The sequence below is a fragment of the Tahibacter caeni genome, assembly GCF_024609805.1.
In the GTDB taxonomy this organism is placed as follows: domain Bacteria; phylum Pseudomonadota; class Gammaproteobacteria; order Xanthomonadales; family Rhodanobacteraceae; genus Tahibacter; species Tahibacter caeni.
Genome location: NZ_JANFVR010000050.1, coordinates 1 through 22,242, shown reverse-complemented (window position 1 = coordinate 22,242; position 22,242 = coordinate 1). Strand labels below are relative to the sequence as shown.

Genomic DNA, 22,242 nt, shown 5'->3' with positions numbered 1-22,242 from the left:
AGCAGCCGGCGGCGTTCGTCGCCGGCGGGCGGGATGGACGGCTTCATGGCCGCGGCTCCGGCCTGTCGCCGCCGGCCTCGGGCGGCGCCCGGTGTTCCGCGACGACGGTCGCCGGCCACTGCTGCCGCGCCCAGGGTATGAAGTGCTCGCCGGCGAGAATGCCGAGCAGGCCGGCCAGCGCGACGAGCGGCGGCGCCGGCGAGCGCACGCCGAGCAGCGCGTAGCCGGCGCCGAACGCGAAGCCCACGGCGAGGGAAATCAGGAAGCTCATGGCCGTTCTCCGGTAGTGCGGAACGGCCGGGCGCCGCGGCGCCCGGCCTGCGACGCTCACGCTTTGCGCTGCGGCGCCTTGTGCACCATCGTGTAGGCGTAGTCCACGCCCATGCCGTAGGCGCCGCTGTGCTCGCGCACGATGTCCATGACGGCGTCGTAGGTGCCCTTGCGCGACCAGTCGCGCTGGTACTCGAGCAGCACCTGCTGCCAGGTCACCGGAATCGCGCCGGCCTGGATCATGCGCTGGATGGACATGTCGTGCGCTTCCTGCGTGGTGCCGCCGGACGCATCCGTCACGATGTAGACCTCGTAGCCGTCCTGCAGCGCGCCGAGCACCGGGAAGTTCAGACAGACCTCGGTCCACAACGCCGCCATGATCAGCTTCTTGCGGCCGGTGGCCTTGACCGCGGCGACGAGCTTGTCGTCCTCCCAGGAGTTCATCGAGCTGCGCTCGACCGGCGTGTGGTCGGGAAACACGGCCAGCAGCTCCGGCCAGATGTAGCCGCTGAAGCTCTCGGTCTCGACCGAGGTCAGCACGGTCGGCACGCCGAAGGCCTTGGCGGTCCTGGCCAGCGCGACGGTGTTGTTCTTGAGGGTCTGGCGGTCGATGGACTGTACGCCGAAGGACATCTGCGGCTGGTGGTCGATCAGGATCAGGGCCGAATTGGTCGGGTTCAGCAGTTCGAGCTTGGACATGGCGGTCTCCGTTGCGTGGCGGTGGTTGGGGGCGGCGCCGGCGGGGTTCGCGGCGGGGTGGAGTGAGTCTGGATTGCGCCAAGCCTGGCGACAATCACCTAAACTGCGGACACTTTGATTCTTTTTTGGTGACAATATGGACAGGGTCGACTGCATGCGCGCGTTCGTCGAGACCGTGCGCCACAACGGCTTCGCCGCCGCCGCGCGCGCGCTGGACCTGCCGCGCTCCACGGTCAGCAAGCAGATCCAGGCGCTCGAGGACGCGATCGGCGTGCAGCTGCTGATCCGCACGACGCGCAGCCTGCGCCTGACCGACGCCGGCAGCGACTACTTCGAGGCCACGCTCGACGTGCTCGCCGCGATCGAGGAGGCCGAGCAGCGCGCGCGCAGCGGCAGCGGCGAATTGCGCGGCACCCTGCGCGTCAACGCGCCGATGTCCTTCGGCGTGCGCAGGCTCGGACCGCTGCTGCCGCGCTTCCATGCGCTGCATCCGCAGATCGAGCTGCAGCTCGTGCTCAGCGATCAGCAGGAAGATCCCGTGCGCGGCGGCTTCGACGTGACCCTGCGCATTGCGAGCCTCGCCGATTCCTCGCTGATCGCGCGCCGCATCGCGCCGGCGCCGCGCGTGCTCGTGGCTGCACCCGCGTATCTGCAGCGCGCCGGCGTGCCGCAGCGCCCCGAGGATCTCGCCGAACAGGCGTTCCTCGGCTACGGCTATCTGCAGAGCGGCGTCAGCCTGACCTTGTCGCGCGGCGCGGAAACCCGCCACATCGCGACGAGCGGTCCGCTGCATGCGAACAACGGCGATGTGCTCGCGGCCGCGGCCGAAGCCGGCCTCGGCATCGCATTGCTGCCGACCTTCATCGTCGACGGCGCGCTGGCCGCCGGCCGTCTGCAGACGTTGCTCGACGACTGGAAGGCGCCGCCGATCAGCGTCAACGCAGTCTATCCGCAGCTGCGCCGGCTGCCGCAGAAGACGCGCGCGTTCATCGATTTCCTCGTCGCCGAGCTCGCGCCGGAGGCGGCTGCCGCGCCGCGCTGACGACGCGTCGGGCGGCAGGACGCGGCAGTGCGCCGACGGCGGCGGCAGCGCGCTGGAAACGCATCGGCGGACGCGGTCGGGCGGATTGCCGTCCTGCCGGATGCGTGGACGCAGGACCTGATGTTGGCTGTCCATGAAAAGCGTTCCGTTCGTTGCGCCATGCCGGACGGAGGCGGCATCGCTCGCGTCGGCGTCGTCACGCGGGCAAGGCGCCTACCCGTTCGGGTGATCGCGAAACTGCCCATCGGGGAAGCTAGGCTGCCGATCGCGAACAGCGTGCGCCTAGGAACATCGTGCTCATGCGGAGCGGGCGGCATCGGGCAGCGTGGCCGCGAACGAGCACGAATGTCGTTGCCGGCGCCGGCGATATTCCGGACAGTGCCTCGATGGCGCCGCGCGCGCGCGCCGCGCTGCCGATCCTGTTTCGTCCGCCGCGACCGCGAGCGATCGCGGCGGAATGCCCGTCGTCGTTCGTTGGAGATTCGAGATGATTTTCACCGCTGCCGTGTCGGCCCGCGTCACGTCGTTCCTGCTGTGCCTTGCGCTGTCCGCCGCCGCGACGGCCGCCGAACCGGCGGCCGGTTTCCGGCGCATTCCGTTCGGCGCGTTCACCGTCGTCGCGCTGTCCGACGGCAACTTCGACCTGCCGACCGACAGGCTGCTCGTCGAGGACACACCGGGCCGCGCGGTCGAGCTGCTGGCGCAGGCCGGCCTGCCGAGCACCGTGCCGACGTCGGTCAACGCCTATCTCGTCGACACCGGCCGCCGCCGCGTGCTCGTCGACGCGGGCGCCGGCAGCCTGCTCGGACCCGGGCTCGGCCAGGTGCAGCAGCATCTGCGTGCAGCCGGCTATGCACCCGAGCAGATCGACGACGTGCTGATCACGCACCTGCACCCGGATCACAGCGGCGGCCTCAGCGTCGAAGGACGCGCGGCGTTTCCGAACGCCGTCGTGCACGTCGATGCGGACGAGTCGGCGTTCTGGCTGGACAAGGCCAATGCGGCGCGCGTCGACGACAACGTCAAAGGCGCTTTCGACGCCGCGGCCGCCGCGCTGCAGCCGTACCAGGCGCAGGGCCGCCTGAAGACGTTCCGCGCCGGCACGCGCGTCACGGACGGCATCGACGCGGTCGCCTCGCACGGCCATACCGCCGGACATACGGCATTCCGCGTGCGCAGCGGCAAGCAGACCCTGTTGCTCTGGGGCGACGTCGTGCACGTCGGCGCCGTGCAGTTCGCCGACCCGGCCGTGACGATACGGTTCGACAGCGTGCCGGCCGAGGCCCGCGCCGAACGGCTGCGCCGCTACGCCGATGCGGCGAAGCACGGCTACTGGGTCGGCGGCGCGCATCTGGCCTTCCCGGGCATAGGCCGCGTGGAAAAGGACGGCGACCACTACGCCTGGCGCGTCGTCGACACGGCCCGGTGACGGCAACGCGGACGCACCTCAGAACAGATCCGCCATCCAGTCCACGTCGTGCTCGGGCCGCGCGTCGACGAAGCGGTTCCTGGGCCAGCGCTCGCCGAAGCCGACGTGGAAGATCGTCTCGGTGTAGTACTGGCCCGAATAGCTCGCGAAGCGCGCGTTGAAGCGCAGCCGCGCATGGTCGCCGCAGGCGAGCCGTGCGAGCGCGCGGCGCCCGTGGCGCAGCGGTCGCCCCGAGGTCGCGCGCAGACCGACGACCAGCCGGTCGCCGTCGACCTGCAGCAGCAGCCCGGCGTCGCCGGCCGGCAGCACGTCGCTCACCTTGCGCGCATGCACGAGGCGGAACGCCTCCTGCTCGGCCATCGTGTAGCGGTCGTGCGTGTACCGCGCCTCCGACGGCGCCGTCGCGAACGCACGCGGCAAGGCCGCACGTTCGTTCGCGCGCGGCGCGCCGCGCGTGGCCTTGGTCCAGACGATCTGCACGGATTGGACGATGACGCGGGGCGGCATGCGGCGAAGGGACCGGTTGTGACTCTTGCGAAACGACGGCGCGGGCCGCCGGCGAACGCGGCCGGCCGAAGCGGCGCCGCGACGCCGTCGCGAATTCGCCAGATCGCCGCCACCGTGCCGGCCCGCGGCGCCGGCACGCTCGCGGGTTTCCGGCACGGCAGAGAGGAGCGATGAAGCGACGTCGACTCGCGCTGTCTGCGATGGTCGTAGTCGGACTGCCGTGCGCGATCGTCGCGACGGTCGTGCAGCCGTGGGTGGCGCCCGTGCCGTCGTCGCCGCCCGCCGTCGACGCCGCGCGCCTGCAGGCCGACGTCCGGTACCTGTCGGTCGATCTGTATCCGCGCAGCTATGACCAGGTCGAAAACCTCGATCGCAGCGCGCGATTCATCCTCGCGGAGTTGCGCCACAGCGGCGGCCGCGTGACCGAACAGCCGGTCGAGGCCGAAGGCGTGACCTATCGCAACCTCATCGCCCGCTACGGTCCCGAGGACGGCGCCGTGCTCGTGATCGGCGCGCATTACGATTCGCACGGCGACGTGCAGCAGGCCGCGCGCCACGGTGGGGACGCGACGCCGGCCACGCACACGCCGGGCGCCGACGACAACGCGAGCGGCACGGCTGCGCTGCTGGCGCTCGCGCGACTGCTCGGACGACACCCGCCGGCGCGGCCGGTGGAACTCGTCGCGTACACGCTCGAAGAGCCGCCGTATTTCCGCACCGGGCACATGGGCAGCGCCTGGCATGCGCGCGCGCTGAAGGCAGCCTCACGTCCGGTCGAGCTGATGCTGTCGCTCGAAATGGTCGGCTATTTCCGCGACGAACCGGGCAGTCAGGGCTATCCCTTCCGCGGCCTCGATGCGCTGTATCCCGACCGCGGCGATTTCGTGCTCGTCGCCGGGCGATTCGGCGATTTCGGCCTGATGCGTCGCGTGAAGGCGCGCATGGCAGGCGCAAGCGATCTGCCCGTGCAGTCGATCAACGCCCCGGCGCTGCTGCAGGGCATCGATTTCTCCGACCACCTGAACTACTGGCGCGAAGGCTATCCCGCGCTGATGATCACCGACACCGGCTTCCTGCGGAATCCACATTACCACCGCGCCGAAGACACGGCCGAGTCGCTCGACTACGTACGCATGGCCAAGGTCGTGCAGGCCGTGTTTGCGGTGACGCGCGGTACGGCGGTCGGCAGCGGCGGCTCGCCGTCCGTCGCTGAGCGACCTCCTGCGATCGCTCGGTCCGGCGGCGGCTGACGGCGCGACTTCGCGATTGCCGCAGCCGGCTCGGCCGGCGGCGGACGTTGCCGCGGCGCGCCGCCGGTGTTCTGATGCGGCATCCGACCTCGGCGTCGCCGCGAGCCGCAACCATGGAATTTCCGCTGCGTTGCCGCTGCGGCAACGTGCAAGCCACCCTGGCCGAACCGCAGCGCGCGGCGCGTGCAGTCTGCTATTGCCGCGACTGCCAGGCGTTCGCGCGTTTCCTCGGCCGGGCCCAGCTCACCTTGGACCGCTACGGCGGCACCGACATCGTCGCGACGAGTCCGCATCGGCTGCGCTTCACGCGCGGCGTCGAGGAACTGCGCTGCATGTCGCTGAGCGAGAAAGGACTGCTGCGCTGGTATGCGGGCTGCTGCAACACGCCGCTCGCGAACACACCGCGCGACCCGGCCCTGCCGTACGTCGGCATCGTGTACGACTCCTTGCCGGAATCGGCTGCGGCGCGCGACGCGGCGTTCGGCCCCGCGCGCATCGCGCTGAACACGGCTTCGGCCACGGGCACGGTCGCCGCGACACCGTGGGCGACGGTAGCCGGCATGCTCCGGATCCTGCGCAACGTCGTCGCGGCGCGAGTCAGCGGCAGGTATCGCGACAATCCGTTCTTCGAGCGCGGCAGCGGCCGCCCCGTCGTCGCGCCGCTGGTGCTCACGCCGGAGCAGCGCCGCAGTCTGTACGGCTGATGCCGCAGGAATCCCATTCATTCAAGGGCGCGACCGACGGTCGCGAGTTGCCATGACGACGAATACGACGGCGGTGTCGCCGCGCCTGCACTACATCTACGATCCGCTTTGCGGCTGGTGTTACGCCGCGGCGCCGCTGATTCACGCGGCCGCGGACATCGCCGGCCTCGCGATCGAACTGCATGCGGGCGGCCTGCTCGTCGGCGAGCACCGCCGGGCCATCACGCCGCAATGGCGCGACTACGTGCTGCCGCACGACCGGCGCATCGCCGAGCTCACGGGCCAGCCGTTCGGCGCCGCCTACACGGACGGCCTGCTGTGCGATACCGCGTACGTGCTCGATTCGGAACCGCCGATCAGCGCAGTGCTCGCCGCCCGCGTGCTCGCCGGCGGCGCCGGCCGCGCCGGCCTTGCGCTGCTCGAACGCCTGCAGCGCGCCCACTACGTCGAAGGGCTGCGCATCGCCGATCCGGTCGTGCTCACGGAGCTCGCCGTGGAGCTCGGCTATGCCGCGACGGCGTTCGCCGACGCCTGCCGGCAGATGGCCGGCGCGATCGCGCAGGCGCACATCGCCGCGAGCCGGCGCCTGCTGCAGCGGGTCGGCGGACAGGGTTTCCCGACCGTCGCGCTGTCGCTCGCCGGCGAGGCGCCGCAGCGGATCGACATCGGCCGCTTTCTCGGCCGCGTCGACGACTGGCGTGCGCAGCTCGCCGTTGCGCTGGCATCGGTGCTGCCGGCCGAAACCGGTACGGCGCCGTTCTGCGCGCCGGGCGGCGGCGACTGCTGAGCGGCGCCGGAGCGGGCGGCCGATGCAGCGAGGCGGCGCGGTCGCGCGCGTGTCCGCCGTCGCTCGCGCTGTCGCGCAGCGGTGTACTTCGGCGTCGCTGCGATATCGCGCCGTTCGCTGAAACCGATCCCGCTACTTCGCCGCAAACAGACTCGGAAACTGCCGCGGCTGGCAGCGCAGGTATTGATCGGGCGCCTTGACCGCGGCGCCTAGCTGTGCGGCGGCGTGCCAGGGCCAGCGCGGGTCGTAGAGCATCGCGCGGGCGAGCGCGACGAGGTCGGCGTCGCCGTTCGCGACGATGGCCTCGGCGTGTTCGGGTTCGGTGATCAGGCCGACGGCGACGACGGGCATGTTCACGGCGGCCTTGACCGCGCGCGCGAGCGGCACCTGATAGCCCGGTGCGACCGGAATCGCCTGCGCCGGATCGACGCCGCCGCTGGAAACGTGGATCGCGCTGCAGCCGCGGCGTTCGAGCGCCTGCGCGAACGCGACGGTGTCGTCGATGCCCCAGCCGCCGGGCACCCAGTCCGTGCCGGACACGCGGACGGTCACGGGGCGCTCGGCCGGAAACGCCGCGCGCACGGCGTCGAAGACCTCGAGCGGGAAGCGCAGCCGGTTGTCGAGGTTGCCGCCGTACGCGTCCTCGCGCTGGTTGCTCAGCGGCGACAGGAACTGGTGCAGCAGATAACCGTGCGCCGCATGCACCTGCACGGCCGCGAGATCCAGTCGCGCCGCGCGCCGCGCGGCCGCGGCGAACGCGTCGCGGATGCGCTGCAGGCCGTCGGCATCGAGCGCGGCCGGCGCCGGATGCCGCGGACTGAACGGCAGCGCCGACGGTGCGACGGTCTGCCAGCCGTCGGCGTGGTCCGCGGCGATCGGCCCGCCGCCGCGCCAGGGCAGATCGGTGGAGGCCTTGCGGCCCGCGTGTCCGAGCTGGATCGCGATCGGCATGTCCGACCAGCGCCGCACGGCGGCCAGCGTTTTCGCGAGCGCGGCTTCGGTCGCATCGTCCCAGAGTCCGACGTCGGCGTAGCTGATGCGGCCTTCGGGCAGCACGGCCGTCGCTTCGATCGTCAGCAGCGCCGCGCCCGACAGGGCGAGCTGGCCGAGATGGATCGTGTGCCAGTCCGTCATGCGGCCATTCTCGGCCGAGTACTGGCACATCGGCGCGATGACGATGCGATTGGCCAGGGCGAGCGAGCCCAGGGTCAGCGGCTCGAACAGTTTGGGCGCGGGCATGGCGAGGCTCCGGCGGGAGGTCGCCGCATTATCCGGGCGCGCCGGAACGGATTCGATCCGACGATGGTCGCCGGGACATCGCGTGCGCTACCGCGCGCCGCGCTGCTTTGCGCGCGGCGGTCTGCGCCACGCGACCCTACGGCGCACCGGAATCGCGGCGATCCTGCCGCATGCTTGCAGAGAATGCCGTGCTGACTGCAACCGCACGGCTCCGTGCCGGATCACTGTCGCCAGGCCTCGGGATCGCCGCGGCTCTTCACTCCCACCGACAGGACCGCACATGAGCACGACGACGGCATCCACCCGTTTCCTGAAACTGTCCTGCGCCGTTCTCGCACTGGCGCCGCTGCCGGCCGCGGCCGGCGCCGCCGACGACGGCACGGCCGACGCGGCGCTGACCGCTACCGTGACGGCGCTGGATCGCAAGCTGTTCGACGCCTACAACGCCTGCGACCTCGCCACGTTCACCACGCTGTTCACGCCCGACGTCGAGTTCTATCACGACAAGGCCGGCGCGACCTTCGACCGCGATACCGTCGTCGCCAACACGCGGCAATACATCTGCGGCAAGGTGCGCCGCGAGCTGCTGCCGGCGACCCTGCGCATCTATCCGATCAAGGACTACGGCGCCGTCGAGGAAGGGGAGCACCGCTTCTGCGAACTCGCCACGGGCCGCTGCGAAGGCAGCGCGAAATTCCTGATGATCTGGAAGCAGGACGGCGACGCGTGGCAGATGACGCGCGTCGTCAGCTTCGGACACCGGCCGCTGACGGACGCCGAGAAAGCGGAGTTGTCGGCGACGAAGGCGTCGTCGGCGAACCCCGGCGAGTAGCGCCAGCCTCAGGACTCGCCGGTCCCGGCAACGCGACGTTGCGCATCGCTGCGCTTGGCACGACTTACGGATCTTGCGGATCAGGATCGCCGCGTTTGAGCCAGGCGCGCGGTGAATTGCACAGGCCCCGATTGCCGGGGGCAAGGGCAGGCAGCGGCCCCCGCGCGCTCGTCGCGCCCGCGGGGGCGATGAGGGTCAATGCGCCGCGACGGCCTCGCCGTCGACGGCTTCCTGCGGCACGTGCTTGCGTGCGAGCAGGGTGTAGACCAGCGGCACGACGAACAGGGTCAGCAGGGTGCCGAAGCTCATGCCGCCGACGATGACCCAGCCGATCTGGTGGCGCGCCTCGGCGCCGGCGCCGGACGCGATTGCGAGCGGCAGCGCGCCGAGCACCATGGCGCCGGTGGTCATGAGGATAGGGCGCAGGCGCAGGCGCGCGGCCTCGAACGCGGCCTTGCTCTTGTCCAGGCCGCGTTCCTGCAGCTGGTTGGCGAATTCCACGATCATGATGCCGTGCTTGGCGATCAGGCCGACGAGCGTGACGAGGCCGATCTGCGTGTAGATGTTCCAGCTGCCAGCCTGGTGGGTCAGCCCGAGCGCGGCGACCCAGTTCACTACGACGAGGCAGGCCAGGCCGCCGAACGCGGCCAGCGGCACCGAGAACAGGATGATCAGCGGATCGACCCAGCTCTCGAACTGCGCGGCGAGCACGAGGTAGATGAACGCGAGCGCGAGCAGCAGGATCAGCGCGAACGCGCTGGAGGATTCGCGGAATTCGCGCGACTGGCCGCTGAAGTCGTACTGCGCGTCGGCGGCGACTTCCTTGGCCGCGGTCGACAGCCAGTCCAGCGCCTCACCCATGCTGTAGCCCGGCGCGAGGCCGGCGCTGATCGTGGCCGAGCGCAGGCGGTTGAAGTGGTTGAGCTCCTTGGCCGCGACCGCTTCGTTCGCACTGACGAGGTTGGCCATCTGCACCATGCCGCCGTCGGCGCCGCGCACGTAGATGCTGCTGAGCTGCTCGGGCACGCGGCGGCCTTCGCTGTCGACCTGCACGATGACGTCGTACTGCTCCGAGCCGCGCTTGAAGCGTGTGACCTGGCGGCCGCCGAGCAGGCTTTCGAGCGTGCGCCCGACGTCGTCGACGCTGGCGCCGACCGCGGCCACCTTGTCGCGGTCCATGTCGATGCGCAGCTGCGGCTTGTTGAGCTTGAGGTCGGTGTCGGGATTGGTCAGCTTCGGGTTGGCGCGGATCTTCGCGAGCAGGCCGTCGCTGATCTTCTCGAGGTCTTCCCAGGTGCCCGTGGTCTGCACGATGAACGAGACCGGCTGGCCGAAATCGTCGGCGCCGAGCGGCGGCGGCAGCACCGGGAAGGCCATGATGCCCGCGATGTTCATGAACTGCGGGAACAGCATGCCCTGGTACGCGCTGGCCGGCTGGCTGCGTTCGGACCAGTCCTTGAGGCCGACGAAGCCGATGGTCTGGGTCACGGTCGGGAAGCCGACGATCTGGAAATAGCGGTCGACGCCGTCGAGCTTCGCGAACGTCGCTTCCATCTGGCGCGCGTAGCCGTCGGTGTATTCGGGGGTGGAGCCCTCGGGCGCGACGCCGAAGCCGATGACGAGGCCCTGGTCTTCCTGCGGCGCGAGCTCGCTCGGCAGCAGCTTGAACACGAAGATGCCGGCGAGGCCGAGGAACACGACGCCGGCGGCGCCGAACACGAGGTTGCGGTGCGGCTGGCTCCAGCGCAGGGTGCGCTCGTAGCGGTCCTGCAGGCCGTTGAGCACCTTCTCGCCGAACTCGTAGGCCTTGCCGTGCGAGGTGCTGTGCTTGAGCAGGCGCGAGCACATCATCGGCGACAGAGTCAGCGCGGTGAAGCCCGACACGAGCACGGCGCCCGCGAGGGTCAGCGCGAACTCGATGAACAGGCGGCCCGTGCGTCCGGCCGAGAACACCAGCGGCATGTAGACCGCGGCCAGGGTCAGGGTCATCGCGACGATCGCGAAGCCGATCTCCCTGGATCCCTTCAGCGCCGCCTGCATCGGCGGCATGCCTTCCTCGATGTGGCGGTAGATGTTCTCGAGCATGACGATCGCGTCGTCGACGACGAGGCCGATCGCGAGCACCATCGCGAGCAGGGTCAGGGTGTTGATCGAGAAGCCGAGCATGTACATCACGGCGAACGCGCCGATCAGCGAGACCGGGATCGTGACGATCGGAATCAGGGTCGCGCGTGCCGAGCGCAGGAACAGGAAGATCACGATGACGACGAGCAGCATGGCCTCGGCGATGGTCTTGTAGACCTCGCTGATCGAGCGGTCGATGAAGATCGTCGAGTCGTACGCGATCTCGACCTTCATGCCTTCGGGCAGGGTGCGCGTGATCTCGGGCAGCAGCTTGTGCAGGCCTTCGGAGATCGCGAGCGGGTTGGCCGTGGCCTGCTTGACCACGCCGAGCGGCACGGCGTTGCGGCCGTTGTAGCGCGCGCGGAAGCGCGACTGGTCGGCGCCGAGCTCGACGCGCGCGATGTCGCGCACGCGCACCGCATAGCCGTCGGCGCCGGTGCGCAGCACGATCGCGCCGAACTGCTCGGGCGTCTTCAGATCGGTTTCCGACAGCACCGCGAACTCGCGCTGGTGGCTCTCGATGCGGCCGGCCGGGATCTCGACGTTCTGCTTGCGCAGCGCGGCCTCGACGTCGGCCGGCGTCATCGCATAGGCGGCCAGCCGCGCCGGATCCAGCCACAGGCGCATCGCGTACTTGTTGCCGTAGACCTGGGCCTGGGCCACGCCGGCGATGTTCTGCACGCGGTCCTTGACGAGGCGGTCGGCGAAGTCGGCGATCTCGAGTTCGCTGTGGCGGTCGGAGGAGAACGCGAGATAGATGATCGGCTGCGCGTCGGCCTCCTGCTTCTGCACGACGGGCTCGCGCGCTTCCTGCGGCAGGAAGTCGCGCGCGAGCGCGACGCGGTCGCGCACGTCGGCCGCGGCGGAATCCGGATCGCGGTCGAGGCGGAAGCGCACGGTGATCTGCGAGGACTCCTCGCGCGACACCGACTGGATGTAGTCGATGCCTTCGATGCCCGAGAGCTGTTCTTCGATCGGCGTGGTGATCTGCGATTCGACGACCTGGGCGCTGGCGCCCGGGTACGAGGTCGCGACGTTGACGACCGGCGTGTCGACCTTCGGAATCAGGCGCACGGCGAGACGCTCGTAGCAGATGACGCCGACGAGCAGGATCACGAGGTTGACCACCGTCGCGAATACCGGACGGCGGATCGAGATGTCGGAAAGGACCATGGCGGCTGTCTACCTCAATGCGCCGGCGCCGGCTGCGCCGCAGCCGGCCGAGCGGCGGGCGGCGCGGTCTGCACCTTGGCGCCCGGACCGATCTTCATCTGGCCGGCGCTGATGACTTCGTCGTTCGGGCCGATGCCGCTGACGATCTCGACGAGGCCGGGCTTGCGCAGGCCGGTCTTCACTTCCACGAGCTCGGCCTTGCCGTCGCGGATCACGTAGACCTGCTGCTTGTCGCCCTGCGGCCACAGCGCCTGTTCCGGCACCAGCAGCGCGTTGTCGCGCGAACCGATCTCCAGCGACACCTTGGCGAACTGGCCCGGAAACAGCAGGCCGTCGACGTTCGGCACGCGGGCGCGCAGGGTCACCGAGCGTGTCGCGAGGTCGACCTGCGGCGCGATGGCGTAGACCTCGCCGTCGAAGCGCCGCGCGCCCTGCGCGTCGACGCCGAGCGTGATCTTCTGGCCCGCCTGGAAGCGGCCGAGGTAGACCTCGGGCAGGCTGAAGTCGAGCTTGAGCGTGTCGCGCGCGACGAAATCCACCAGCGCATCGCCGATGTTGACGTACTCGCCGGGACTGACCCGGCGCAGGCCGGCGGTGCCGGTGAACGGCGCGCGGATCTCGGTCTTGCCCAGGCGCGTGCGGCTGGATGCGAGCTTGGCGTCGTCGACCTTGGCCTGGGCGCGCTTGGTGTCGACATCGGCCGGTGCGATGAGCTTGCGTTCGGACAGCTCCTGCGCGCGCTTGAGCTCGCGGCTGCTGTTGGCCGAGTTGGCTTCGGCTTCGGCGACATCGGCCTGGACCAGGCTCGCGTCGAGGCGGAACAGCGGTGCGCCCTTGTTCACTTTCTGGCCTTCGTCGAACAGCACGGCCTCGATGCGGCCGGCGAGTTCGGGCCGGATCGTCACGGCCTCGTCGGCGCGCAAGGTGCCGACGGCGGCGAGTGTCTCGCTGATCGATTCGACGCGCGGCCTGGCCGCTTCGACCGTGGTCGGCGGCATTTCCTGGCCCGGCGGGCCCTGGGTGTGCGCCGTCGTCGACACGGCGGCGGCAATGCTCAATGCGAGCACGGACAAGGAAACGCGGACAGGGCGTACGGTGCGCAGCATGACGGGCTCCGGCGAAGCGAGATCTTCCGTGACGGCGCCCCCGAGACGCCGCGACAGGATGGTGGTTCCGAACGACGCAGTATTGTGTGTGGCCGGCGATGCGGCGCATGCCGGAAGTCGTGCCGCCATTGCGGCAATTACGGGTTGACGGCGCGGCCGATTGCACGGTGTCCGCGTCGCAGCGGCTGCGACGCGATCGTGAGCGCGCGCCTGTCACGCAACGGTAGAGAATCCGCCCTGATTGCCGGCGCCGGCGCGCGTGGATCGGCGGCGCGTCGATCGGGTTCTGCCGATCCGATGTGCGCGCCGGCGGGGTCAAGCCGTTGCGGTCAGTGTGGCGACGGCGGCGTCCAGCGCGTCGCCGGAGCTCGAATCGAGGCCGTGCGGCAGCAGGCCCAGGCACGGTGCGGCTAGGCGTTCGCGCAAGGTCGCGACGTTATCGGACTGCAGCGGCTGGTCTGGATCGATCGCATTGCCGATCCAGCCGAGCAGCTCGCAGCCGTCGGCGCGGATCGCCTGCGCGCTGAGCAGCGCGTGATTGATGCATCCCAGGCGCAGGCCGACGACGAGGATGACCGGCAGCCGCAGCGCGCGCGGAATGTCGGCCTGCATCAGCTGCGGTCCGAGCGGCACGGCCCAGCCGCCGGCGCCCTCGACGACGATGCAGTCGGCATTCGCGGCAAGCTGCGCATAGGCCGCCTGCAGCGGCGGCAGCGCGATGTCGACGTTCTCGGCAGCCGCGGCCAGGTGCGGCGCGACCGCATCGCGCAGCGCGTACGGATTGCACTGCGCATAGGCCGGCGGCGGCGTCGACGCGGCGATCAGCGCGCGCGCGTCCTCATTGCTCCAGCGGCCGTCCTGCCACTCGCAGCCGCTGGCGACCGGCTTCATGCCGACGGCGCGGATGCCGCGCGCGGCCAGCGCGCGCAGCAAGGCGACGCTGGTCCGCGTCTTGCCGATGCCGGTGTCGGTGCCGGTGATGAAGACGCTGCGGGGCATGCGGGTGCTCGTCGAGGGCGGCGGCCGGAAGGCCGCGCAGTATCGCATTGCGTTGCCGGCAGGACAGGCCGGTCCCGCGCGAGCCAGTGCGGCCTGAGCCGCTGCGCCTGCGCGTACTTGCCGCGTGCCGTCGACAACGGCATGGTAGCGGCGAGCCCGCGGAGATCGACATGGAACAGCAGAATCCGTACGCGTCGCCGACCAGCCAGGTTCTCGAGCCCGAGTCCACGGCCCCCGGCCAGCCCGCCGGGCGCGGCGTGCGCCTGGGAGCGGCAATACTCGATACCTTGCTGGTATTGGCCGTGACGCTGCCGCTGCAGTGGTTCGGCGGATACTTCGCAGCGGCGGTTGCTGCCGGCAAGAGCGGTCAGGCGGTGCCGTGGACCCTGCAGCTGCTCTGGGGCGGCATCGCCGTGGCCGTTTTCGCCGCCGTGCAAGGCTGGCCGCTGCACGAAAGCGGCCAGACCTGGGGCAAGCGCGTTCTGTCGATCCGCATCGTCGATCTGGCCGGCGAGAAGCCGCCGCTCTGGCGTCTGCTCGCGCTGCGCTATTTCCCGCTGCAGTTCGTCGTCTTGATCCCCGTGGTCGGCCCGATCGTCGCTTTCATCAACCCGTTGTTAATTTTTCGTGCCGACCGCCGTTGCCTGCACGACCATATCGCCGGCACGCGCGTCGTGGTCGCGGACTGAGGGATCGTTGCGGGGCGACGCGCGCCTATCCGGAGGCGTGCGTCGTTTACACTAGGCGTCCGCCTTTCGCCGGACCCGCGCCATGTTCGACCTCGCACCGCTGCAAGCCGCCGGCAAGACCGAGCTCTACGAGGGTCTCGCCGAGCAGATGCGCGGCCTGCTGCACGGCGAGCGCGATCGCACCGCGAACGCGGCGAATTTTTCCGCCCTCGTGTTCCACAGCCTTGACGGGCTGAACTGGTGCGGGTTCTATTTCTTCGACGGCACCGAGCTCGTCGTCGGTCCGTTCCAGGGCAAGCCGGCCTGCGTGCGCATCGCGCTCGGCAAGGGCGTCTGCGGCACGGCCGCGGCGACGCGGCAGACCCAGGTCGTCGAAGACGTGCACGCGTTCCCGGGGCACATCGCCTGCGACGCGGCCTCGCGCTCGGAGATCGTCGTGCCGCTGTACGACGGCGACGGCCGCCTGATCGGCGTCTGGGACGTGGACAGCCCGCTGCCGGCGCGCTTCGACGAGGACGATCGCGTCGGCATGGAACGGCTCTGCGCCGTCTTCCTCGCGTCGCTGCGCGGCGACTAGCGCGAACATTCAGGGATCGCCGGCACGCCGGCGTGGAAAACGCTTCGGGGGTTACATGGCAAGCAACGAGAAAATCCGCAACGTCGGTCCGAAATCCGCCGCCTGGCTGCGCCAGGTCGGCGTGCGCACGCTCGAGGACCTGCGTACGGTCGGCGTCATCGAGACCTTCATGAAGGTCAAGCGCGCGGGCTTCCGCCCCAGCCTGAACCTGCTCTATGCGATGCAGGGCGCGCTCGACGACTGCCACTGGGCCGATCTGCCCGAAGCGGTCAAGACCAGCCTCGTGCTCGCGGCCGAATCGGCCGAAACCGCCAATCCGATCAAGAACCGCTGGGACAAGGCGGCCGCGCGCAGCGCCGCGCGCGACGGCACCTCGTCGAGCGAGTCCGGCGGCGCCGAGGAACCCGCGCGTGACGACGGCGACGGGTTCGGCGACGGCGACTCGGGCGTGCGCGAGATCACTGGGACTTCTCGCGATTTCGATTGAGGCCGCAGGCTTCGCGACGGGAAGACTTCGTAGGAAGACCTCGATGTTGCGGTTCGCTGCGCTCGCTCCAACCTGCGCGAACCGCAAGCTGCACCAACGCGGCTAGCCGTCGATCTGCAGTTCGATGCGCAGCCGAGGCAGGCGCCGCCGCAGCGTGGTCACGGCTTCCTGCAATGCATTCGCGCCGGGCCGCGCATCCGGCAACACGCCCGCGTCGAGCCGGAAGCGGATCTGCGTGCAGTCCGGCCCGGCCGAAGGCTGCGGCGCGGTTTCCTGCAGCAGCTCGCCCGCGGCGAAGCGCAGTTGCGCCGTACGGCCGCCTTCGACGATGTCGGCGGTCAGTTCGCTGCAGACCGCGTTGAGCACGGCCAGCCCGATCTCGCAGAGTTCGGCGCCGACCTCGATGTGCTTCTTGCGCGAGTGGCAGGCCAGCAGCACCCTGAACAGGCTCAGCGCGACCGGCTGGCCGGGCGCGAACTCGTCGTCTTGCAGCGGCATGCCGGCGTCGTAGCGCACCTCGATCAGACCGTCCGGCGCGACGCGCAGCGATGCGGCCGAGCAGCGGCCGTCCATGGCCTCGTCGATCGCATGGCACAGGGACTGCAGCACGAGTCGCGCCGGCAGCGCGGGATCGTGCAGATCCAGATACATGTCGGCGCGGCTGCGGATCGCCGCGGCGGCGGAAACGACGGTGATGTCGGCTTCGTTTCGGCTCATGACGGCGCTCGCGCTAACGAAAGGTCAGACGTTGCTCCGCTCGCGCACCTGCGCAAACGTCCAGTCGCGCAGCAGCACGCCGTTTTCCCAGACCGTCTCGAGCGCATGGTCCCAGCCGGGCTCGGGCACGTGGTCTTCGGGGCGTGCAAGCGTTTCGTCGACCGGCACGGTGCGCCAGCTGCCGAACTCGCGGTGGCGCAGCAGGGCCAGGCGGCCGCGCTTGGACTGCTTGCCGGGATCGGTGACCGGCGCCTTGAACACGTCGATCCACTGTCCGGCGATCTTCGCGGCCGAGCACTTGAGCGCGAATTTCTGCGTGTCGCGGTTGATGCCCTGGAGCAGCGCGCCGCCCATGCCGAACGCGAGGTTTTCGGCGCTGTAGCCGGCCTTGGTCACGCGTTCGAGGATCGCGCGGATGCTGTTCGGGTTGATGCCGTCGCCCTGGATCACGCGCACGTGCTTCAGCAGCTTGTAGCCCTTGGCGTTGACCGTGTGGCCGAAGGCCTCGTCGAGCAGCACGAGGCACTGATGCACGACGTCGACCGGTTCGCCCGAGTCGGGGCGCACGACCAGCGTCGCGCCGCTCGCGACGACGTCGTCGCGCAGGGTCTTGCCCCAGTGCTCGCGGATCGCCGTGTAGATGTCGTAGCTGTCGGAGACGACCGCGACGAGCGCGCCGGGCCGGGCGAACTGGCGCAGCATGTTGCGGTAGGCGTCGACCTCGCGGTCGCGGCCCCAGCTCGTGATCGTCGAATGCTCGGCGGCCGGTATCGAATAGCCGGCCATCGCTTCGCCGTAATAGGCGCGCGCGGTCAGCACGCCGGACACCGTGTCGGTGCCGAAGAAGTTGACCAGATGCGCCGCGGCGCCGAGTCCGGCCGATTCGGCGCTCGACACGCCGCGCGCGCCGAAGTCGTGCAGCTTGAAGCCGATCTGCGCGGCCGGATCGTCGCAGGACAGGTCGAGGTATTGGCGGATCAGCTGCTTGAGATGCCAGCTCTGCGTCGCGACGGTGACCGGATACCAGAGGCGCAGCAGCAGGGTTTCAAGATACGACGGCAGCCAGTAGCACGCCGGATCGGTCGACTCGATCGTGACGAGAGCCTGATGCGTCGGCACGACGCTGCCTTCGGGCACCGCGCGTATGCGCAGCGGCAGGCGGCCGCCGTGCGCGTCGACGATGTGCCGCCAGCCGGCTTCGTTGAACGGCTCGCCGTGGGCGGCGAAGAAATCGCGCGCCTCGTCGACCTGGGCATGGGTGACAGGTACTGCGAGGTATTCCTTGAGGATGGCCTGCAGGCCGAAGAACACCGTGCGTTCGTAGACGCCGCCGCGCGACTCGACGTAGAAGAACGTCGCCTCGGTCTGCGGCGGGTACTGCAGCCAGTGGCTGGCCTTGTAGCTGTCGGTGTTCAGGATGAGGTTGTCGAGATGACGCATACGGAATCTCCTTCCGCGGAACGGACGGCGGCCGGTCTGTCCGGCGCCGGCGCGAAGCGACGCTCGCGCGACGTGTGCTGCGCGCTTCAGCTCATGCCGAGGAAGTGCTGCAGGATGTGATGGTGGTCTTCGAAGAACTGCTCTTCGAGGTTCAGCGCCTCGGCCAGCGGCAGCCAATGGGCCTTGGCCGCGTCGTCGGCGCCGCGCACGGGCGGCAGCTCGCCGCCGGCGAAGTCGAAATGGAACGCATGGGTGATCGTGCGGCCGCGCTGCGAGCGGTCCGGATGGTCGAACACGCGCTCGCCCTTGAGCGATCCCTTGAGCACCGGCGCCGGCAGCTTGAGCCGCGTTTCCTCGCGCAGCTCGCGCAGGCAGGCGTCGAGCAGGGTTTCCTGCTGGCCGACGAAGCCGCCCGGCAGCGCGAACAGGCCCTTGCCGGGTTCGGCGCCGCGGCGCACGAGCAGCACGTGGCCGCTGTGCACGACGACGGCGTCGACCGTGACGAAGGTCGGCGGGTAGGGCGCCGATTCCCAAGCCTTGCGGTAATTGCGCAGGAAGGTGAACTCACGCACCAGCTGGGCGTAGCCCGGCGTGCGCCGGAACGCGTCGAGCATGGCCGCGACGGGCGCCGGCACGTTCGCGCGGATCAGCAGCCGGCCGCCTTCGTCGGCGCTGAACAGGTGCTCGCGGATCTCGGTCGCCGACAGCACCTCGCAGTGCTGCACATTGCATAATTCCCATTGCGGAAATTCGTGCAGGTAGTAGCCCGATGCGTCCTTGTCGCGGCCGATCAGGCCGGTGCGCACGTTCTCGCCGGCGCCGTCGGCCACGATGGCGCCAGCGACCTGGCGCTGCACGGCGCCGATCCAGGCGGCTTCGTTGTAGAGATGGTCGGCCAGCGGCTGGATGCGCAGGCGCTCGGCGTCGGCGCCGGCCGCGGCGCGGATCATGACCTCTCGCTCGTTCGCGTTCCACGGATTGCGCGTGCTGCGCGGCTTGCCGGCCGAGCCGACGAGGACGATGACGCGCCGCGCGATGTTCAGCGCCTGGCGCAGTACCGCGAGGTGGCCGTTGTGGAACGGCTCGAAACGGCCGATGAAAACCAGATAGTCGAAGCGCATGAGAATCCCTCGATGCGGTGGCAGATGCCGCGGTCTGTCCGCGACGGGTCTTATGCTACGAATGAGCATAAGTGGCCGCAAGAGGCGCCATGGGGGCATTTCCGGCCAGTCGCGTGAACCGTGCGCAGCGGCACTGCCAACCCATGGCGCGCGTCACGACGGTGGTCGCCGGCGGGCTCGCCGGGCGAAACCGCGACATCGCGGTCCGGACGCAGCGGAGCACGGTCGGAGCGAACGTCGGGGCGCGGCCGCGAGCCTTCTCGGGGCCGCTTCCGTCAGGCGCCGGCGGATTCCTCGCCGGCCGGCCTGGCCACGCGCAGCCGGTAAGTGTCGCGGCCGCTGCCCTTGGCCGAATACAACGCCTGGTCGGCGACGGCGATCAGGGTGATCGGATCGACGAGGCCGCTGCCGACGGCGACGCCGACGCTGGTCGTGATCCGTATGCGGCCGGCGCTGGTCGCGACGTCGTCGTGCATCGCGACGACGAGCTTGGCCGCGACGGTCTCGATGTCGGCGTGCTGGGCCACGTCCTCGACGAGCACGACGAATTCGTCGCCGCCGAGCCGCGCGACCATGTCTTCCTGACGCACGTTCGCGACGAGCCGGCGCGAGAATTCGTTGATGACCTCGTCGCCGACGCCGTGGCCGAGGCTGTCGTTGATGCGCTTGAAATGGTCGATGTCGAGGTAGAGCAACGCGAGCGGGCGTCCGCTGCGCCGCGAACGCGCGAGCGCCTCGTCCAGGCGTTCCTGGAAATGACGCCGGTTCGGCACGCCGGTCATGCTGTCGAAGCGCGCGAGCCGCTCCAGCGCCTGCTCGGCCAGTTTCAGCGCCGTGATGTCGAAGGTCAGCGCGAAGAAGCCGCGCACGCGGCCGTTCTCGTCGCGATCGGGCACGTAGTGCGACTGGAAATGGTAGTGCCGGCCGTGCAGGTCGATCTGGCCCTCGAAGCGCCCGGTTTCGCCGCGCAGCGCGGCTTCCGCATGACTGCGCACGTGGGCGTAGGCCGCGCCGCTGCCGGCGTCGGCCAGATGCATGCCGATCAGGTCGGCCGGGGCGAGGCCGAAGGCCTTGCGGTGATAGTCGTTCGCGAAGCGGTAGCGCAGGTCGGCGTCGAACTGGGCGATCAGCGCCGGGATGTTGTCGGTCACCGCGAGCAGGCGCCGCTGGCTTTCGGCGAGCGCCTGCTCGGCTTCCACGCGCGCGGTGATGTCGCGGCCGGAATAGACGATCTCGACGCCGCCGCCGGCGTCGGCCGCCGCTACGCGCTGGGCCAGCGCCTCGATCCAGACGTAATGGCCGTCGCGATGGCGCATGCGGTAGGTCACCGTGGCCGTGCCGCCGTCGGCCATGAGTGCGGCGATCGCGTCGCGCAGCGGTCCGCGGTCGTCGTCGTGCACGAGATCCCAGCGCGGCTCCGCCAATTCCTCGGGTTCCCAGCCGAGCAGCTCGCGCGCCGACGGCGAGATGTACAGGCGATGGCCGTCGGCGCGCATGCGCACGACGAGGTCGCGCGAGTTGTCGGCGAGCATGCGGTAGCGCCGCTCGCTGTCGCGGTAGCGCTCGTAGGCCAGCTGCAGGCGCTGCTTGGCGCGCCACTGCAGCAGGAAGAACGTCGCGAGCACGACGAGCATGACGCCGGCCAGGGTGATCAGCGCCGTGGTCAGCCGGCTGGTATGCGCCATCGCCGCGGCGCGCTCGTCGGCGATCACGGCTTCCTGCTTGAGTCGCGCGAGTTCGGCTTCGCTCTGCGCGTAGCGCAGGCGCGCGTCGTAGTCGGCCGAGGATTTCGCGCGGTCGGCATGCTCGATGCGCCGGCTCAGCTCGATCTCGCGCACGACCAGCGCCTCGATCCCGCTGCGTTCGGCGCGCCGGTGGATCTCCACCGGAATCAGCTCGCGCAGCACGCGCAGCTCGGCGCCGTCGCGGTTGAGCTTGCGGAATGCGGCCAGCGCCTGATGCAGCTCGAGCGAAGCGGTTTTCGTGTCGGTCATACCGGCGGCGAGGCCGAACACCTCGTGCGCCTGCGCGGCGACCTCGGCGTTCTCGAGGCGGCCGGCCAGCGCGAGGATCTCCGCGCCGTTGCGCCGCTGCAGCTCGATGTCGCCCTGGTCGTGGGCCACGCGCGCGGATTCGAGGAACAGCTCCGCGCGCAGCTTCGGATCGTCGAGGTCGCCGAGCGCCTGCTGGGCCAGGGTCAACGTGCGCTGCGCCGTATCGTCGCGGCCGAGCAGCGCCTCCGCATGCGCGCGGTTGCGCAGCAGGCGCACGCGCATGGCGCGGTCGCCGTCGGGGCCGAGCACGGTCAGGCCGCGGTCGGCGTAGTCGATCGCGAGCGCATTGCGGCCGAGCGCATAGCTCAGCGACGAATAGGCCAGCAGAACGTCGGCTTCGAGCGTGGGATCGGGCGCGAGCTGGAGCTGCCGCTGCGCCTCGCCGAGCAGGTGTTCGCCGCGCGAGAAGTCCTGCAGCGAAAAGCTCGCGCGGCTGTCGGCGATCAGGCCGCGCACGGCCAATATCGGGTCGCCGGCCGCGACCGCGGCCTCGTGCGCGCGATTGCCGGCGTCGCGCTGGCAGTCCCAGTCGGCGACGACGCGGCAAGCGTTCGCGCGGGCCAGCTGCAGCAGCGCGAGCTCGCGCAGGTCGCCGCGCTTCTGCGCGGCCTGGATCAGCGGCGGCAGCTCGGCGATGACGCGCTCGGGTTCCACCAGCGCGCGGGTCTCGAGCGCGTGGCGCGGCACCGGATCGGCGGCGGCCGCGCCGGCCGCGGCGAGCACGAGCGCCGCCAGCAGACGCCGTGGCCGCGCACCGCCCATCCATCGCGCTCGCTTCATCGTGTGCCCGGTCGGAATCCGCTGGGTCGGCGACAGCGTAACCGCGGCAGCGGGCCCGGCGGTTAAGACGATGTCGACGTTGCGCCATTGTGCCGGGGAAGCTGCTCAAAGGAACCGCTGCCGATACGTACGGATCGCGAGGCGTCGCGGCGTGCGGCAACCGGCGCGACGCATCCGCCTGTGCACCGCGCGGCCGTGGCGCCGGCGTCGCGGCCG

At 70.3% G+C, this 22,242-nt stretch carries 20 protein-coding genes; 9 read left to right on the top strand and 11 right to left on the bottom strand.

Annotated elements, in window-relative coordinates; genetic code table 11:
• Window positions 1-43: 43 nt before the first annotated feature.
• Together NON22_RS06920 and NON22_RS06915 are read right to left on the bottom strand one after the other, a co-directional pair.
• Complete coding sequence (locus NON22_RS06920; RefSeq protein ID WP_257386197.1) at window positions 44-271, bottom strand: XapX domain-containing protein; 228 nt, start codon at window positions 269-271, stop codon at window positions 44-46.
• Between the two features lie 56 nt (window positions 272-327).
• Window positions 328-969: a hydrolase gene (locus tag NON22_RS06915; RefSeq protein WP_257386196.1), complete on the bottom strand. Its 642-nt coding sequence runs from the start codon at window positions 967-969 to the stop codon at window positions 328-330.
• Window positions 970-1,105: 136 nt separating this feature from the next.
• Between NON22_RS06915 and NON22_RS06910 the strand changes: the two genes are divergently transcribed.
• Entirely contained in the window at window positions 1,106-2,011 is a 906-nt protein-coding gene (locus NON22_RS06910; protein WP_257386195.1) for a LysR family transcriptional regulator, read from the top strand.
• Between the two features lie 487 nt (window positions 2,012-2,498).
• A complete protein-coding gene (locus NON22_RS06905) occupies window positions 2,499-3,440 on the top strand; it encodes an MBL fold metallo-hydrolase (protein WP_257386194.1) in 942 nt (313 codons plus the stop codon).
• Between the two features lie 18 nt (window positions 3,441-3,458).
• Here the strand turns inward: NON22_RS06905 and NON22_RS06900 are convergent, their stop codons facing one another.
• Complete coding sequence (locus tag NON22_RS06900) at window positions 3,459-3,920, bottom strand: hypothetical protein (protein ID WP_257386193.1); 462 nt, start codon at window positions 3,918-3,920, stop codon at window positions 3,459-3,461.
• A 197-nt stretch (window positions 3,921-4,117) separates the two neighbouring features.
• Here NON22_RS06900 and NON22_RS06895 point away from each other — a divergent pair, with 197 nt between their 5' ends.
• From NON22_RS06895 to NON22_RS06885, 3 genes are all read left to right on the top strand, one after another.
• On the top strand, window positions 4,118-5,197 hold the full coding sequence (locus tag NON22_RS06895; RefSeq protein ID WP_257386192.1) for a M28 family peptidase: 1,080 nt from the start codon (window positions 4,118-4,120) through the stop codon (window positions 5,195-5,197).
• Between the two features lie 113 nt (window positions 5,198-5,310).
• Window positions 5,311-5,901, top strand: coding sequence for a DUF6151 family protein (locus NON22_RS06890; protein WP_257386191.1), 591 nt, complete (start codon window positions 5,311-5,313; stop codon window positions 5,899-5,901).
• Window positions 5,902-5,953: 52 nt separating this feature from the next.
• Window positions 5,954-6,688 carry a DsbA family protein gene (locus tag NON22_RS06885; RefSeq protein ID WP_257386190.1) on the top strand — a complete coding sequence of 245 codons (735 nt, stop codon included), beginning with the start codon at window positions 5,954-5,956 and terminating at the stop codon, window positions 6,686-6,688.
• Window positions 6,689-6,820: 132 nt separating this feature from the next.
• Here NON22_RS06885 and NON22_RS06880 read toward each other — a convergent pair whose 3' ends face one another.
• Window positions 6,821-7,927: an NADH:flavin oxidoreductase/NADH oxidase gene (locus tag NON22_RS06880; protein ID WP_257386189.1), complete on the bottom strand. Its 1,107-nt coding sequence runs from the start codon at window positions 7,925-7,927 to the stop codon at window positions 6,821-6,823.
• Between the two features lie 280 nt (window positions 7,928-8,207).
• Here NON22_RS06880 and NON22_RS06875 point away from each other — a divergent pair, with 280 nt between their 5' ends.
• Window positions 8,208-8,759: a nuclear transport factor 2 family protein gene (locus NON22_RS06875; RefSeq protein WP_257386188.1), complete on the top strand. Its 552-nt coding sequence runs from the start codon at window positions 8,208-8,210 to the stop codon at window positions 8,757-8,759.
• Window positions 8,760-8,954: 195 nt separating this feature from the next.
• Here NON22_RS06875 and NON22_RS06870 read toward each other — a convergent pair whose 3' ends face one another.
• The 3 genes from NON22_RS06870 to bioD all read right to left on the bottom strand — a co-directional run bounded on the left by NON22_RS06870 (window position 8,955) and on the right by bioD (window position 14,161).
• Window positions 8,955-12,056, bottom strand: coding sequence for an efflux RND transporter permease subunit (locus NON22_RS06870; RefSeq protein ID WP_257386187.1), 3,102 nt, complete (start codon window positions 12,054-12,056; stop codon window positions 8,955-8,957).
• Between the two features lie 14 nt (window positions 12,057-12,070).
• Entirely contained in the window at window positions 12,071-13,162 is a 1,092-nt protein-coding gene (locus NON22_RS06865; RefSeq protein ID WP_257386186.1) for an efflux RND transporter periplasmic adaptor subunit, read from the bottom strand.
• A 315-nt stretch (window positions 13,163-13,477) separates the two neighbouring features.
• Complete coding sequence (bioD, locus tag NON22_RS06860) at window positions 13,478-14,161, bottom strand: dethiobiotin synthase (protein WP_257386185.1); 684 nt, start codon at window positions 14,159-14,161, stop codon at window positions 13,478-13,480.
• A 170-nt stretch (window positions 14,162-14,331) separates the two neighbouring features.
• Between bioD and NON22_RS06855 the strand changes: the two genes are divergently transcribed.
• From NON22_RS06855 to NON22_RS06845, 3 genes are all read left to right on the top strand, one after another.
• The gene (locus tag NON22_RS06855; RefSeq protein ID WP_257386184.1) at window positions 14,332-14,850 is read left to right on the top strand and encodes an RDD family protein; all 519 of its coding nucleotides are present in this window, start codon (window positions 14,332-14,334) and stop codon (window positions 14,848-14,850) included.
• 82 nt (window positions 14,851-14,932) lie between these two features.
• Window positions 14,933-15,427 (top strand): GAF domain-containing protein, encoded by a 495-nt coding sequence (locus NON22_RS06850; RefSeq protein ID WP_257386183.1) that lies wholly within the window; start codon window positions 14,933-14,935, stop codon window positions 15,425-15,427.
• A gap of 55 nt (window positions 15,428-15,482) precedes the next feature.
• Window positions 15,483-15,914: a TfoX/Sxy family protein gene (locus NON22_RS06845; protein ID WP_257386182.1), complete on the top strand. Its 432-nt coding sequence runs from the start codon at window positions 15,483-15,485 to the stop codon at window positions 15,912-15,914.
• 102 nt (window positions 15,915-16,016) lie between these two features.
• On the opposite strand, the gene NON22_RS06840 is transcribed toward NON22_RS06845, so the two are convergent.
• From NON22_RS06840 to NON22_RS06825, 4 genes are all read right to left on the bottom strand, one after another.
• The gene (locus NON22_RS06840; protein ID WP_257386181.1) at window positions 16,017-16,631 is read right to left on the bottom strand and encodes an ATP-binding protein; all 615 of its coding nucleotides are present in this window, start codon (window positions 16,629-16,631) and stop codon (window positions 16,017-16,019) included.
• A gap of 24 nt (window positions 16,632-16,655) precedes the next feature.
• A complete protein-coding gene (locus NON22_RS06835) occupies window positions 16,656-18,071 on the bottom strand; it encodes a nicotinate phosphoribosyltransferase (protein WP_257386180.1) in 1,416 nt (471 codons plus the stop codon).
• 86 nt (window positions 18,072-18,157) lie between these two features.
• On the bottom strand, window positions 18,158-19,192 hold the full coding sequence (locus NON22_RS06830; RefSeq protein WP_306673684.1) for a bifunctional nicotinamide-nucleotide adenylyltransferase/Nudix hydroxylase: 1,035 nt from the start codon (window positions 19,190-19,192) through the stop codon (window positions 18,158-18,160).
• A gap of 275 nt (window positions 19,193-19,467) precedes the next feature.
• A complete protein-coding gene (locus tag NON22_RS06825) occupies window positions 19,468-22,026 on the bottom strand; it encodes a sensor domain-containing diguanylate cyclase (RefSeq protein WP_257386179.1) in 2,559 nt (852 codons plus the stop codon).
• Between the last annotated feature and the right edge of the window lie 216 nt (window positions 22,027-22,242).

Coding starts and splice junctions, on each gene's coding strand:
- NON22_RS06920 (WP_257386197.1), bottom strand. CDS start 271: ATGAGCTTCCTGATTTCCCTCGCCGTGGGCTTCGCGTTCGGCGCCGGC.
- NON22_RS06915 (WP_257386196.1), bottom strand. CDS start 969: ATGTCCAAGCTCGAACTGCTGAACCCGACCAATTCGGCCCTGATCCTG.
- NON22_RS06910 (WP_257386195.1), top strand. CDS start 1,106: ATGGACAGGGTCGACTGCATGCGCGCGTTCGTCGAGACCGTGCGCCAC.
- NON22_RS06905 (WP_257386194.1), top strand. CDS start 2,499: ATGATTTTCACCGCTGCCGTGTCGGCCCGCGTCACGTCGTTCCTGCTG.
- NON22_RS06895 (WP_257386192.1), top strand. CDS start 4,118: ATGAAGCGACGTCGACTCGCGCTGTCTGCGATGGTCGTAGTCGGACTG.
- NON22_RS06890 (WP_257386191.1), top strand. CDS start 5,311: ATGGAATTTCCGCTGCGTTGCCGCTGCGGCAACGTGCAAGCCACCCTG.
- NON22_RS06885 (WP_257386190.1), top strand. CDS start 5,954: ATGACGACGAATACGACGGCGGTGTCGCCGCGCCTGCACTACATCTAC.
- NON22_RS06880 (WP_257386189.1), bottom strand. CDS start 7,927: ATGCCCGCGCCCAAACTGTTCGAGCCGCTGACCCTGGGCTCGCTCGCC.
- NON22_RS06875 (WP_257386188.1), top strand. CDS start 8,208: ATGAGCACGACGACGGCATCCACCCGTTTCCTGAAACTGTCCTGCGCC.
- NON22_RS06870 (WP_257386187.1), bottom strand. CDS start 12,056: ATGGTCCTTTCCGACATCTCGATCCGCCGTCCGGTATTCGCGACGGTG.
- NON22_RS06865 (WP_257386186.1), bottom strand. CDS start 13,162: ATGCTGCGCACCGTACGCCCTGTCCGCGTTTCCTTGTCCGTGCTCGCA.
- bioD (WP_257386185.1), bottom strand. CDS start 14,161: ATGCCCCGCAGCGTCTTCATCACCGGCACCGACACCGGCATCGGCAAG.
- NON22_RS06855 (WP_257386184.1), top strand. CDS start 14,332: ATGGAACAGCAGAATCCGTACGCGTCGCCGACCAGCCAGGTTCTCGAG.
- NON22_RS06850 (WP_257386183.1), top strand. CDS start 14,933: ATGTTCGACCTCGCACCGCTGCAAGCCGCCGGCAAGACCGAGCTCTAC.
- NON22_RS06845 (WP_257386182.1), top strand. CDS start 15,483: ATGGCAAGCAACGAGAAAATCCGCAACGTCGGTCCGAAATCCGCCGCC.
- NON22_RS06840 (WP_257386181.1), bottom strand. CDS start 16,631: ATGAGCCGAAACGAAGCCGACATCACCGTCGTTTCCGCCGCCGCGGCG.
- NON22_RS06835 (WP_257386180.1), bottom strand. CDS start 18,071: ATGCGTCATCTCGACAACCTCATCCTGAACACCGACAGCTACAAGGCC.
- NON22_RS06830 (WP_306673684.1), bottom strand. CDS start 19,192: ATGCGCTTCGACTATCTGGTTTTCATCGGCCGTTTCGAGCCGTTCCAC.
- NON22_RS06825 (WP_257386179.1), bottom strand. CDS start 22,026: ATGAAGCGAGCGCGATGGATGGGCGGTGCGCGGCCACGGCGTCTGCTG.